We start from the raw sequence: 13,260 nt of genomic DNA, 5'->3' as shown, positions 1-13,260 counted from the left end.
CTCGGCCCCGCGGAGTTGATGGTCCGCGCGCAGTTGATGGGCCCAGCCCGCCGGCTGAGGAGCGGGATTATCCGGCGTCGAAGGTTTCGTCCTCGTCATTAGGGGACTTCTCCTGCGGCAAATCGTTGCCGCTTCCGTCGGGCAGGCCGGAGGCCTCCTGGGCGGGCTCCGAGGAGAACCGGTCCGAATCCTGCTCATCGGCAGTGCCCTCGCCGATTTCAGCGTCAGTGGACGGCACCGCCGTATCGGCACCCTCCTCGGCGCCACCCTCGGCAGCCGGCGCAGCAGCAGCGTCGCGGGGAATCGGGGACTCCCCCGGCGCCGGGTCGAAGCCTGCCCTGCTGATGTCGCCCTCGGCGTGCAGCTGGTCGTCAGTTCCGCCGAACCGGCCGGCACCGGGTTCGCCCGCGCTGTCCTGGTCCTCTTCAGCAAAGTGGCTGAGGTTCGGCGTGCCGGTATCGAACTTTTCGCCTTCCGGGCTGTCCTGGTTCAGGCCCGCTTCGTCGAAGTCCTCCTCTTCGCGGGGCTGGGCGAACTGCTTTCCGCCCATTTCCTGCTCCACGGTTGGGGTGCCATAACCTCCGGCTTCCTCTTCAGGGGCTGCGTGCTGGTTGTCCTGGCTCATGTGGTCCTCCTGATTGCTGGAAATTACTTGGCTGGAAATTACTGTTGGCTGGAAATCACCGGAAAGCTGGCGTACCGCATTGCCCCCTGCTCACAACCCCTTGCCGCCGGTCACGGGAAGCACCGCCCCGGAGATGTACGAGCCGGCGTCGGACGCCAACAGGACATAGGCCGCGGCGAGCTCGGCGGGCTGGCCTGCGCGCTGCAGCGGCGTGTCCTGGCCGAACTTGGGCAGCTTGTCCGGCCACTCCGTGGCAGGAATGAGCGGAGTCCAGATGGGGCCGGGCGCCACGGCGTTGACCCGGATGCCCTTGGGTCCCAGTTCCTGTGCCAGCGCCTTGGTGAAACCCACCTGCGCCGCCTTGGTCATGGCGTAGTCGATCAGTCCCGGTGACGGGTTGAATGCCTGGATGGAGGCCGTGGTGATGATGGACGCACCTGCCGTCAGGTGCGGCACGGCAGCGCGCGCCGTCCACAGCAGGGAGTAGAGGTTGGTCTGGAAGACGCGGTCGAACTCCTCGGTGGGCAGGGACTCGAAGCTGTCCCGGTTTTTCTGGTACGCGGCGTTGAGCACCACCACGTCGAGCCGCCCGAACTCCGCCACGGTGTCGTTCACGATCTTCGTGCTGAACGCTTCGCTCCGCCCGTCGCCCGCAAGGAGGAGAGCCCGCCGGCCCGTCTTGCGGATCCAGTCGGCCGTATCCCGGGCGTCCTCTTCCTCCTCCGGAAGATATGAGATGGCGACATCCGCTCCCTCTCGGGCGAAAGCAATCGCCACCGCCTTGCCGATGCCCGAGTCGCCGCCGGTGATAAGTGCGGCCTTGCCCAGAAGCTTGTCGCTGCCCTCGTAGCTCAGCTCGCCATGGTCGGGTTGCGGATCCATCGGGGCCGTGAGACCTGGCTGCTTCTGTTCCTGCTGGGGAAAAGGGCCCGCGTGGTAGGTGCCACGGGGATCCCTGGGCTGGTCAGGCTGCTTTTCTGAGTCACTCATAATCCACCTTTCCAAGGCTTTTCCGTGTCCGGCCCTTCGAACCTAACGCAGTCTCGAGGACCAAGTCCACAGCCTGACAAAAGATGGTCAGTAAACTTAGCAGTTGTTGAATTTCGGGATTTCAGAGCCTAGGTTTGGAGCACACACCAGCCGTCAGGCCAGATGGAGGAGGATGCATGACAGATCCGGATGCCTCCGCTGGCAGCGGCAGGAACGAGACCCGTGAGGAACAACTCGACCGGAACTGGATGGAGCTGATCCAGGAACTGCGCGTCCTGCAGACCGGCGTGCAGATCCTGGCGGGCTTCCTGCTGACGTTGCCGTTCCAGGACCGTTTCGAGACCCTCGATGACTTTCAGCGGAACCTGTACCTGGTGAACGTGGCGCTGGCCGCCCTGACCACCGCCTTCATCCTGCTCCCGGTGAGCGTGCACCGCCGGCTCTTCCGTAAGCGGCTCAAGGAAACCCTTGTGACCAGCGGGGATAACATCACCAAGATCGCCCTGAGTGGCGTGGGGGCGCTCAGCGTAGGGACGGCCGCCCTCGTTTTTGACGTCACGGCCGGACGCGCTGCCGGGCTCACCGCGGGAGCCACCCTGCTGCTCGTGCTCGTCGTCCTCCTGGTCTATGTACCCTTGCACCTGCAACGGAAGGCCCGGAACTCGAGCGGCTGAATGCGGTCCCCGGCTTTCTGACCCCGAACCAGAAAGCCCGGACCAGAAGAACAATCCAGAAAGGGTCAGGCCCCTTCCAGCACTTGGGTAGTGGCCCAGGCCAGGTACTTGCCCGCATTCGCAATGGCTTCTTCTGGACTGGGCGCAACGTCCAGCAACTGCGCAGCGGCAACCACGCCATGACCGGCCAGGTCCTCGGGCGTGACGAGGATCCGCCCGGCCACGACAATCACCGGAATGCCGAGCTCCCGGGCGGCGTCCGCGAGCGCAATTGGCGCCTTTCCCGTGAGTGACTGCGAGTCCATGGAACCTTCACCGGTGATGACCAGATCGGCTTCCTTGAGTTGCCCGGCCAGCCCGGTCAGCCCGGCCACGAGCGCGAAGCCACCTTCCAGCGTCGCCTGGGTAAATGCCAGGAACGACGCCGGGAAGCCGCCCGCCGCTCCGGCGCCGGGGACGTTGACGTCCCGGCCCGTCGCCTCCCGCAGGACGGACGCCCAGTTGCGCAGGCCGGCGTCGAGCTTCTCCACGGCGTCCTCGTCGGCGCCCTTCTGGGGGCCGAAAACATGGGCGGCGCCGGTGTTGCCGAAAAGTGGATTCCGGACGTCGACGGCGATCCGGAAGTTTACGGCGGCCAGCCGGGGATCCAGTGCGGAGGCGTCCACTGCCACGACGTCCGCCAGCGCTCCGCCGCCGAGCGGCACCACGTTCCCGGCAGCGTCCAGGGGTTTGAGGCCCAGTGCACGCAGGGCGCCGCTGCCGCCGTCGGTCATGGCCGAACCTCCGACGCCCAGGACGATCTCCGTGGCGCCGGCGTCCAGGGCCGCGGCAATAAGCTGGCCACAGCCGTAGCTGTGCGCACGCAGGGCGTTTTCCGGCGTCGGCTCCATGTGGGCCAGGCCGGACGCCTGGGCAGTCTCGATGACAGCCGCGGCCCGGCCGGCAGCGTCTTTCCGGAATGCCCAGGCGGCGCCGATCGGCGCCAGGATGGGTCCAACGACGGCGTTGAGCCGCTCCTCATAGCCGGCGGCAACCGCGGCTTCGAGGGTCCCTTCGCCGCCGTCGGCGACAGGGAACTGCGTGGCGACGGCATCGGGATAGACGCGGAGGGCGCCTTCGGCGATGGCGGCGGCGGCTTCAACAGCGGTGAGGGAACCCTTGAACTTGTCCGGGGCGATGAGGATGCGCATGGCTCCATCCTGCCAGCATCCCGGGGAGCACGCCTGCGGATTCCGTCATTCGGGCATCCGGCAACGGCCACGCGGCAGGACGGCCCCCCTGACCCGAACCGCCGAGGGGTGGCATCATGGGCGCATGAGCCGAGTCACGTGTGATCTGACCATCTCCCTCGACGGATTCGTCGCCGGCCCGAACCAAACCCCGGAGGACCCCCTGGGCGAGGGCGGAGAGCTCCTGCACAGGTGGATGTTCGAAGAACCCGAGTCCAACGCAGCCGAGATCGAAGGCATCCTCGAGGCCGGCGCCTACATCATGGGTCGGAACATGTTCGCAGGGCCCGGGGCGTGGGATGAGGACTGGCGGGGATGGTGGGGTGAGGAACCGCCGTATCACGCACCCGTGTTCGTTCTCACCCATCATCCCCGCAGCCCCTTGGAGATGCTGGGCGGAACCACCTTCAACTTCGTGACCGATGGGATCGAATCGGCGCTGGCACAGGCGAGGAAGGCCGCCGGCGACAAGGACGTGGCCATCGCCGGCGGAGCGCAGACCGCCCGCCAATACCTCTCGGCGGGACTGATCGACGAGCTGCGGCTCCACACGGCGCCCATGATCCTGGGAGCGGGCGAGCGGCTGCTGGACGGCGTCGGGAACCTGCAGCTTGAGCCGACGGAAGTGAGCGGTACCCGCCTCGTCACCCACGTGCGCTACCGGGTCATCCGCTGAAAAGCTGACAATCGTTGGACGTCACTGGTCGGCCGTCACTGGACGGGTTCAGCCGCGCCGTTCCTCCTGTCCGGCGTACGTGTTCAGCAGCTCTCCGGCACCGGCGCCTGAGAGGCCCTCGGCCGCGAGGGCGGAGCGCATGCCGTCCAGCTTCTCCGCGCCCGCGGGGAAGGGCGGAAGAAGCGGGACGTCAGGATCCGTCAGGACCTCGATTACCACCGGCCGGTCGGCGGCGAACGCGCGCTCCCAGGCGCCGCCCAACTGCTCCGGGGCATCCACGCGAATGCCTGTCAGGCCCAGCAGTTCTGCGTAGCCTGCATACGGAAAGTCCGGGATCTCCTGGCTGTCCGCAAACCGCGGCTCGGATTCCGTTTCCCGCTGTTCCCAGGTGACCTCTGCAAGCTCGCGGTTGTTGAAGACGCACACCACAAAGCGCGGATCGGCCCACTGCCTCCAGCGGTGCGCCACGGTCACGAGCTCGGCCACGCCCGCCATCTGCATGGCACCATCGCCGGCGAGCGCCACCACCGGCTGGTCCGGCCGGGCCAGCTTCGCCGCAATCCCGTAGGGAATGGAGCAGCCCATGCTGGCGAGCGTCCCGGACAGGTGCGCCGGCACGCCCGGCGGGAGGATCAGCTGGCGGGCGTACCAGTAGACGCAACTGCCGACGTCGACACTCACCTGGGCGTTCCCCGGGAGCCTCCCGTTGAGCTCGCGGACCACGAGTTCCGGGTTCACCGGCGTGGCCGGCACACGCGAACGCTCCTCCGACAGCGCACGCCAGCTGCGGACCTGGTCCTCCACGTCCGACCGCCACTGCTTGCGGGCATCCTCCCGCCCTGCGCCGGCCTGGCCCCCTCCCAGCCGTCCCGTGAGCTCCCGCAGGGTTTCCGCCGCGTCCCCCACGAGGCCCACCTCCACCGGGTAGCGGTTCCCCACCTTCCGCCCGTCGATGTCGATCTGCACGGCCCGGGCGGTGCCGGGCTTCGGGTAAAACTCGGTCCAGGGGTCGTTGGAGCCGACGATCAGCAGGGTGTCACAGTTGCCCAGGAGATGCGCGCTGGCCGTGGAGCCGAGGTGCCCCATGGTGCCTGCTGCAAAGGGGAGCGTTTCATCAACGAAGGGCTTGCCGAGGAGGCTGCTGGTGATTCCCGCGCCCAGCTTTTCCGCGATGGCCACCACTTCGTCCTGGGCATGCTTCGCTCCCTGGCCCACCAGGAGGGCCACCCTGCTGCCGGCGTTCAGCACGTCGGCAGCCCGTGCCAGGTCCTCACCGTGGGGAAGCACCCGCGCAGGCTGCCATTCCGGCGCCGTCACGATGATGCCGTGCTCCTGCTCCAGCTCGGGCGCCGGCGCTTTCTGGATGTCATGCGGGACGATGACCACGCACGGGGTCCGCGTCTCCAGCGCTGTCCGGACGGCGCGGTCCAGCACCATGGGGAGCTGCTCCGGTGCGCTGACCATCTGGGCGAACTGCGCGGCCACATCCTTAAAGAGGGTCAGGAGATCGATTTCCTGCATGTACGCCGACCCCAGCACGCTGCGGCTCTGCTGGCCAATGATGGCCACCACCGGGACGCCGTCCAGCTTCGCGTCGTAGAGGCCGTTCAGGAGATGCACTGCACCGGGGCCCTGGGTGGACGTCACCACCCCCACGCCGCCGGTGTACTTGGCATGCCCCACGGCCATGAACGCCGCCGTCTCCTCATGCCGGGCCTGGACGAACTGCACGCTGTCCCCGGCCCGGCGAAGGGCACCCATGAATCCGTTGATGCCGTCTCCGCTGTAGCCGAAGACCCTGTTCACTCCCCACGCTTTGAGGCGTTCCACCATTACATCGGCTACCAGCCGGTCTGCCATTGAACTCTCCCCTGCTTGCGGTCTATGGGCACCGGGCGCTATTCCTCGTGGCCCTGGTCGCCGCTCATCTGGTCCTCGGCCGGCGGCGTCTCGCCCGGGGGCACACCGCCGCCGGGCTCGAGGCCGGTGATGTTGCCGTTCAGCGGGTCGGGGTTGGGTGAGCTGGCGGAGTCTTCGCGTTCGGTTTCGCGGGGTTGTTCGCGGTCGGCGGCTCCGGGCCGGTCAGGGTTGGCGGGGTCGTTTTCGGGGTGGTAGCTGCTCATGTTTCTGCGATCCTCCGTGGTTTGGGTCGTCTGTGAATGACAACGGACTTCGACGTTCTGAGCCTGGCCCTCCGGATACCCGGTGACACTGGACTAATTGTAAGCATGCTGATAATGCTGGAACAGTCAGATGCCGCGAACTCCGGCCCGAGCCGGGAGACGACTGAAGGAGCAAGCTGATGGGAATCGGCGACAGTATTGGAAAAGCAGCGGAGAACGCCATGGAGGATCTGGCGGGAACGTCCAAGCCAACGGACGATGCGCACGTGCCGGAACCGGGTGCCAGGGACGATGACATCCAGGTCCATTCCTCCATCAGCGAAGGCTCCAACGCCATGGACGACGACGGCGATGCGTCACCGGGTGCCGGATCAGGCCGGACGACTTACACGCCCCAAGGGCCCGGTGCGGAGGCGAGCGGAGGAACCGGCACCGCTGGTACCACTGGAACCGCGGCCGGCGAAACCGGCGCAGGAAGCGGCGATTCGGATTCAGGAGGCATCGGCGCGGCGGAGGGCTCTGACGCGCCCCGGGACGTCGCCGGCTCCGCCGGGCTGCCTGACCCCGATCCGGACGAGCTCCGGGCCGACCCCTCCGAGGGCGACCAGGATCCGTCCACCGGGCTGGGCCGCAGCTAGCCGGGCAGGCCGGTCAGGCCAGCCCGGCCGGGGCCCAGGTAAGCCGGTCAGGACCAGGCGCCGCGGCTCTCCAGGACCTCCCTGAGCAAGTCGGCGCGGTCGGAAACGATGCCGTCCACGCCAAGGTCCAGGAGCCGGCGCATCTCGGCCGGCTCGTTGATGGTCCACACGTGCACGTAGAGTCCCAGTGAGTGCGCCCGGCGGACGAAGCCGTGCGTCACCACGGGAATGGCGCGGTACCGGACCGGCACCTGCAGGGCGTCCACATCGCGCAGCACGCGGCGCAGTACCGCCTGCGCCAATGAGCGCAGGCCGGGGACGGCCAGCAGGGGCGACAGCGCCACGAAGGCGGCGTTCGCCGCAGTTCCGGCGGACGACGCGGTGCGGCGGGACAGCAGACGCAGGACCGCCCGCCGTCGTCGGTCAGAAAAACTCGCGATGAGGACGCGGTCGTGGACAGCGTGCCGCTCGACGGCTTCCGCGAGGCTCCGGACGGAATGCCAGTCCTTGACGTCCAGATTGAAGCGGGTCTCGGGGAACGCCGCCACGAGTTCGTCGAAGGAGGGCACCGTTTCCCGCCCGCCGATGCGGGCCTTGGCCACCTCATCAGCGGTCAGCTCGGCGATCCGTCCAACGCGGTCCGTGATCCGGTCAAGGGCGGCGTCGTGGAAGAGGAGGACTACGCCGTCGGCGGTGGTGTGCACGTCCGTTTCGAGATAGCGGTAGCCGTGTGCGACGGCGGCGCTGAACGCTGCCATGGAGTTCTCCAGCCCATCGAGCGAAAAGCCGCGGTGGGCCATCGCCACGGGCTTGCCGGCACCCCCGGCCGGGGGCGAGAAGAAGGGCAGCGTCACGGCCGTCCCTTACGGCAGGCTGACGCCGAGCTCGGCGAGCTTTTCCTCGAGAACCTGGGCCACGCCGTCGTCGTCAAAATGCGGTGCCTGCTGGCCGGCGGCGCGGATGGCTTCCGGATGGCCGCTGGCCATCGCGTACCCGTGCCCGGCCCAGCGGAGCATTTCGATGTCGTTGGGCATGTCGCCGAAAGCCACCACGTCCGCGGCGCCGATCCCCAGCGAGGCGGCATACTCGGCCAGCGTGACGGCCTTGTTGATGCCGGGCACAGACAGCTCCAGCATGGCGACGGTGGGCGCCGAATGCGTCACGTTGGCGAGATCCCCGACGGCGGGAGCCACCGCGGCAAGGAAGTCATCCGCGGTGCCTTCGCGGACGATGGCAAGGAACTTGACGACGGCGTCATCCTCCCCGAGCGTCTCGGCGAGCGGTGCCGGGGTGTACTCGGACAGCAGCTCGCTCGTGTCGTTCTCGATGAAGCCCGGCTCAAGGTGGAAGCCGGTGAGGGTTTCGGCGGCAAAAAGGGCGGTGGGACGCAGTTTCTTGATAATCCGCCGGACCTCGAACACGTCCGGGAGGGCCATGGTCCGGGCGGAAACCAGCTGGCCGGCCTCGAGATCCCACACGACGGCGCCGTTCGAACAGATGACGGTGCCCGTGTGGCCCAGCTGCTCCTCGAGGGGGTGCAGCCAGCGCGGCGGGCGGCCGGTCACAAAGACAAGTTCGACGCCGGCCTCCCGGCAGGCGTGGAACGCGCGGACGGTGCGGTTACTGATTTTCCCGTCGTGCCCAAGGATCGTTCCGTCTATGTCACTCGCTACCAACCGCATGGTGCAAGTCTACGTGGGCGGGAAATGCCGGATGCCGCGAGGGTGGCTCTGCCAGTACCTGTATCAGCAGAGACTCCCTCAGCTGCAAAAACTCCTGTTGTATGGATGATGCCCCCTCCTCCCGCGACAGATTGCCTGGAGGCCACCCATGAAGCAGGGCGCCCCTACCGAACCATCCTTAATCAGGAGATCCATGCTTACCGCCAACGCTTACGCCGCCCCGTCCGCGACCGGGGACCTCGTCCCCACCACCATCGAACGCCGCGACGTCGGCCCGCACGACGTCCTCATCGAAATCCGCTACGCCGGCATCTGCCACTCGGACATCCACACGGTCCGGGGCGACTGGGGACCGCAGCAGTATCCGCTGGCGCCCGGCCACGAAATCGCCGGCGTCGTCACGGAAATCGGCTCCGAGGTCACCCGGCACAAGATCGGCGACCGTGTGGGCGTGGGCTGCATGGTCAACTCCTGCCGCGACTGCGAGAACTGCCGCAAGGGCGAAGAACAGTACTGCCTCAACGGAATGACCGGCACTTACGGTGCGGTGGACCGCGACGGCACCATCACCCAGGGCGGCTACTCCAGCCACGTGGTGGTCACCGAGGAGTTCGTCGTGCGGATCCCGGACGGCCTCGGGCTCGACGCCGCCGCTCCCCTGCTCTGCGCCGGCATCACCACCTACTCCCCGCTGCGGCACTGGGGTGCCAGGCCCGGCAAGAAGGTCGCCGTCGTCGGACTCGGCGGGCTCGGACACATGGCCGTCAAGCTCGCCTCAGCCATGGGCGCCGACGTCACGGTCCTTTCCCAGTCGCTGAAGAAGCAGGAGGACGGCCTGCGCCTCGGAGCCGGCAGTTACTACGCCACCAGCGACCCCGCAACGTTTGAGACGCTCGCCGGGACCTTCGACCTGATCATCAACACGGTCAGCGCACCGATCGACATCAGCTCCTACCTGCAGCTGCTGGCCCTCGACGGAGCACTGGTAAACGTCGGTGCACCGGCCGAACCGCTTCCGGTGAACGTGTTCTCGCTGATCCTGGGCCGCCGGTCCTTCGCGGGTTCGGCGATCGGCGGCATCCGCGAGACCCAGGAAATGCTTGACTTCTGCGACGAACACCAGCTCGGCGCCGAGATCGAAGTCATTCCGGCGGAGAAGATCAACGAGGCCTACGAACGCGTCCTCGCCTCCGACGTCCGCTACCGCTTCGTCATCGACGCCACGACGCTGGGGTAGCAGCGGCCCGGTGGTTGCACCGGATGGGATCGCGCCGGATTCGGGGCATCGGTTTTGGGGGCACCGTCGTCGGCGGCGCGGGTCCCGTCCGGCGCCGCCGGAACCGGTCCGGAGCCGCCGGTTCCGGTTCCAAGGAAGCCCGACGTCGCCCGGCGAGTTCCATTTTCATTCAGGGCTTTTCAGGCACATAGTTATCCCATGAGTGATACGCAGCGACGCGTGCAACCGAGATTGCTGGCTTTCCTCGTGACGCTGGGCCTTCTGGTTCCGCTGCTCGGGGGGCTCTACTTTTGGTCCCAGGGAAGCGCCAACAGCCCCGAGACGGCCCCCGGTCCGCCTCCCGTGACGTCGGGGACGCCCACGCCAACGGCAACAACCAAGGCACCTGCACCGAAGCCAAAAGCCAAGCCGAAACCTCCGGCACCCCCTGTTGACCGCCTCAAAGGACGGCCCGTCAACATCCTGCTTATGGGCAGCGATACGCGGGAGGACAACGCGAAGGCGACAGCGGGCAGGGTGGCCACGGACCAGCGGGCGGACGCCCTTTTCCTGATCCACATCACGGCCGACCGCAAGAACGTTTACGGCATCTCCGTCATGCGCGACCTTTGGGCAGAGATCCCCGGCTACGGCTATTCCAAGATCAACGACGGCCTGGCCTTCGGCGGAGTGCCCCTCATGCGGCAGACTGCCGGGGCCCTGTTCGGGCAGCGCATCGACCACTCGATCCTGATCGACTTCGGCAGGTTCAAGGGACTGGTCGACGCTCTCGGCGGAGTCAAGGTTAACGTCACCACGCCCTTCACCTCGACGCACGACGGGCGCCACACGTTCAGGCAAGGCGTGCAGAACCTCAACGGAGCCCAGGCCCTGGAGTTCGTCCGGGAGCGCTACGCCTTCAGCGACGGCGACTACCAGCGCGTGCGCAACCAGCAGACCTTCCTCAAGGCGCTGATGGCCGAACTCATCAGCCCCAAGACCCTGACCAACCCGGTGACGCTCCGCAAGATGGTCGGATACCTCTCGTCGCTCGTTCCCGTCAGCACCGGCCTTGACCAGCCGGCCTTGGCGGGACTCGCCTACAGCCTGCGGAATGTCCGGCTGCAGGATGCCGTGTTTTTCTCCCTCCCCACCGCCGGCGTTGGCACGTCCCCCGACGGGCGCTCCATCGTGCTCCAGGACAGCGTGGCGCTGGCGCAGCTCCGGAATTACCTGGCACGTGACCGTGTGGGCCAGTACATCAGGGACCGGGCAATGAAGGACGTCCGCTGAGGCGGGCGGGGGCCCACTCCGCGAGGAGCGCTTCCACTCTGACCAAGCCTGCCGCCGCCGCGAGATGGCCCGCGTCGGGACAGGGATGCTGCTGGAGCGCATCCACACCCCGGGCGGACCGGCACGCCGGGTCAACTTTCCATGCGACCTCATCGTCCGGGGAAGCACCCGGGCGGGCGCCGGCTGACCGGTGCCGTCGCTTTTCCGGACACCGTCAGATCTCGAACACGCCCGCGCCGTTTCATTTGGGCCACACTCCCGGGCCGGCCGGAGCTGCGTGCCTCCCGCGGACGTAAGCTTGAGGTGGCAAAGGAGCGGCGGCGATGGACGGCAAGGTTCGTCATTCGGGAGCTAAATTTTTTGGGGCTGAAGTCCCCCGTGCCGTGAAGCAGCACGGGAGCATCGGCAACTGCCACCTGGCCGCCGCCGGGAGCGGGTGGCCGGCGTGACCGCGGCACGGGCGCTGCGCCTCCTGACTGCGGTCCTTCTCTTCCTGGCTTTGATCGTGGGGGCTGCCCCAGGGGCGCCTCCTGCTCAGGCGGTGTCGTTGCGCGGCCACGACATCTCCTGGCCCCAATGCCCGACGGCGGTGGGCGGCTTCGGGCTGCCCCTTCCGCCCGCTTCGTCCCAGTTCGTCATCATCGGCCTGACGAAGGGGCTCCCCTTCACCGAGAACCCTTGCCTGGCCAGCCAGCTGAAGTGGGCGGTCGATAACCGCAAGCCCGCCCAGGCGTACACCATGGCGGCCTTCCCCACCGCCGCGCAGCTCGCCACCTACCGGACGCAGGGACCGTGGTCTTCCGCCACCCGCGCAGGGCAGCTGTCCAACGTGGGCTACGCCGAGGCGCGCTTCGCCGTCGCCAGCCTGGTCAAGACGGGCTTCGCACCACGCGTGGTCTGGATCGACGTCGAACCCCGGCCCGCCCAGCCCTGGCCAACAGCCTCAGCGGTGCAGCAGCGCGAAAACCGGTATGTCATCGAGGGCCTGATGCGGGGACTGCGAGATGCGCGCTACTCCTATGGCCTGTACTCGTTCACCTCCGGCTGGGCAGACATTACCGGTTCGTGGCGGCTGCCCGGCGTGCCGGTCTGGGCCACCGCCGGGATGCTTGACTACCCGAACGAAGCGCTGGACCGCTGCCGCCAGCCCAGTTTCTCCGGCGGGCGCGTCTATATCTCACAGTGGTACGACAACACCCGGGACTACGACCTCACCTGCGATCCCTACGCGTTCACGCCGCTGGCGATTCCGGCGTCGACCCTCTCGGGCGCAACAGCCGACTTCAACGGGGACTGGAACAACGACGTTCTGGCCCGGTACCCGGCACGGGGTGAGCTGTGGATGTATCGCGGCACCGGGCAGGGCGGCAGGCTGCCCGGTGTCCTGATCGGAACCGGCTGGAACGGCTTCGCCCTTGAAACACCCGGGGACTTCAACGGCGACGGCCCGCTGGATGTGCTGGCCAGGGAGACTTCCACGGGCGTCCTGTGGCTGTACCGGGGCAACGGCACCGGCGGCTTCCTGCCGCGCCTGCGTCTCGGTTCCGGCTGGAACATCATGAACTCCATCGTTGGCCCGGGCGACTTCAACGGCGACCAGCGCGTGGACGTCCTGGCCAGGGAAACAGCCACCGGCCACCTGTGGCTGTATCGGGGGAATGGCACCGGCGGCTTTCTGCCGCGCATCCGCGCGGGAACCGGCTGGAACATCTTCAATGCCCTCGTGGGGCCCGGCGACTTCAACGGCGACGGCGCCGCGGACGTTCTTGCGCGGGAAACCGCCACCGGAACGCTGTGGCTCTACCGCGGGAACGGGACCGGAGGCTGGCTCCCCCGCCTGAGGGTGGGCGGCGGCTGGAACGTCATGACCGCCGTCGTAAGCCCTGGCGACTTCAATGGCGACCGCCGGCCCGATCTCCTGGCGCGCGACAGCTCCGGTGTCCTGTGGCTCTACCCGGGCAACGGTGCCGGCGCCCACCTCCCGCGAATTCAAGTGGGTCCCGGCTGGAACGGGCTCTCGCCGCTGTTCTGATGGTGCAAGTGCGTGCCGGTACTCAGCCGGGTCTGTTCCGAGGGTTTGAGCACGATGCTGTTGCCCGCTGCGGGGATGAAGT

At 67.6% G+C, this 13,260-nt stretch carries 13 protein-coding genes; 6 read left to right on the top strand and 7 right to left on the bottom strand.

Features of this window, described 5'->3' with window-relative positions:
- Positions 1-67 precede the first annotated feature (67 nt).
- Together AC6CH3_RS02665 and AC6CH3_RS02660 are read right to left on the bottom strand one after the other, a co-directional pair.
- Positions 68-625, bottom strand: a complete 558-nt coding sequence (locus tag AC6CH3_RS02665; protein ID WP_498130985.1) for a hypothetical protein — start codon at positions 623-625, stop codon at positions 68-70.
- Between the two features lie 90 nt (positions 626-715).
- On the bottom strand, positions 716-1,615 hold the full coding sequence (locus AC6CH3_RS02660; protein WP_498130984.1) for an SDR family oxidoreductase: 900 nt from the start codon (positions 1,613-1,615) through the stop codon (positions 716-718).
- Positions 1,616-1,791: 176 nt separating this feature from the next.
- On the opposite strand from AC6CH3_RS02660, the gene AC6CH3_RS02655 reads away from it, so the two are divergent.
- Positions 1,792-2,289 (top strand): DUF6328 family protein, encoded by a 498-nt coding sequence (locus AC6CH3_RS02655; protein WP_498130983.1) that lies wholly within the window; start codon positions 1,792-1,794, stop codon positions 2,287-2,289.
- Positions 2,290-2,354: 65 nt separating this feature from the next.
- Here the strand turns inward: AC6CH3_RS02655 and AC6CH3_RS02650 are convergent, their stop codons facing one another.
- On the bottom strand, positions 2,355-3,479 hold the full coding sequence (locus tag AC6CH3_RS02650; RefSeq protein ID WP_498130982.1) for a glycerate kinase: 1,125 nt from the start codon (positions 3,477-3,479) through the stop codon (positions 2,355-2,357).
- Between the two features lie 124 nt (positions 3,480-3,603).
- On the opposite strand from AC6CH3_RS02650, the gene AC6CH3_RS02645 reads away from it, so the two are divergent.
- Positions 3,604-4,194 (top strand): dihydrofolate reductase family protein, encoded by a 591-nt coding sequence (locus tag AC6CH3_RS02645; RefSeq protein ID WP_498130981.1) that lies wholly within the window; start codon positions 3,604-3,606, stop codon positions 4,192-4,194.
- A gap of 48 nt (positions 4,195-4,242) precedes the next feature.
- On the opposite strand, the gene AC6CH3_RS02640 is transcribed toward AC6CH3_RS02645, so the two are convergent.
- Both AC6CH3_RS02640 and AC6CH3_RS02635 read right to left on the bottom strand, forming a co-directional pair.
- Positions 4,243-6,054: a thiamine pyrophosphate-requiring protein gene (locus AC6CH3_RS02640; RefSeq protein WP_498130980.1), complete on the bottom strand. Its 1,812-nt coding sequence runs from the start codon at positions 6,052-6,054 to the stop codon at positions 4,243-4,245.
- Positions 6,055-6,092: 38 nt separating this feature from the next.
- Positions 6,093-6,317: a DUF6480 family protein gene (locus AC6CH3_RS02635; protein ID WP_498130979.1), complete on the bottom strand. Its 225-nt coding sequence runs from the start codon at positions 6,315-6,317 to the stop codon at positions 6,093-6,095.
- Between the two features lie 179 nt (positions 6,318-6,496).
- Between AC6CH3_RS02635 and AC6CH3_RS02630 the strand changes: the two genes are divergently transcribed.
- Positions 6,497-6,955, top strand: coding sequence for a hypothetical protein (locus AC6CH3_RS02630; protein ID WP_498130978.1), 459 nt, complete (start codon positions 6,497-6,499; stop codon positions 6,953-6,955).
- A gap of 47 nt (positions 6,956-7,002) precedes the next feature.
- Here AC6CH3_RS02630 and AC6CH3_RS02625 read toward each other — a convergent pair whose 3' ends face one another.
- Both AC6CH3_RS02625 and AC6CH3_RS02620 read right to left on the bottom strand, forming a co-directional pair.
- Entirely contained in the window at positions 7,003-7,809 is an 807-nt protein-coding gene (locus AC6CH3_RS02625; protein ID WP_498130977.1) for a glycerophosphodiester phosphodiesterase family protein, read from the bottom strand.
- Between the two features lie 9 nt (positions 7,810-7,818).
- Positions 7,819-8,637, bottom strand: coding sequence for an HAD family hydrolase (locus AC6CH3_RS02620; protein ID WP_498130976.1), 819 nt, complete (start codon positions 8,635-8,637; stop codon positions 7,819-7,821).
- Positions 8,638-8,830: 193 nt separating this feature from the next.
- Between AC6CH3_RS02620 and AC6CH3_RS02615 the strand changes: the two genes are divergently transcribed.
- From AC6CH3_RS02615 to AC6CH3_RS02605, 3 genes are all read left to right on the top strand, one after another.
- Complete coding sequence (locus tag AC6CH3_RS02615) at positions 8,831-9,874, top strand: NAD(P)-dependent alcohol dehydrogenase (protein ID WP_498130975.1); 1,044 nt, start codon at positions 8,831-8,833, stop codon at positions 9,872-9,874.
- 198 nt (positions 9,875-10,072) lie between these two features.
- A complete protein-coding gene (locus AC6CH3_RS02610) occupies positions 10,073-11,146 on the top strand; it encodes an LCP family protein (protein ID WP_498130974.1) in 1,074 nt (357 codons plus the stop codon).
- Between the two features lie 445 nt (positions 11,147-11,591).
- Complete coding sequence (locus AC6CH3_RS02605) at positions 11,592-13,178, top strand: FG-GAP-like repeat-containing protein (RefSeq protein WP_498130973.1); 1,587 nt, start codon at positions 11,592-11,594, stop codon at positions 13,176-13,178.
- Positions 13,179-13,260: the final 82 nt, after the last annotated feature.

Source organism: Arthrobacter sp. GQ119 (assembly GCF_059759125.1).
This window is presented reverse-complemented; position numbering and strand designations above follow the sequence as displayed.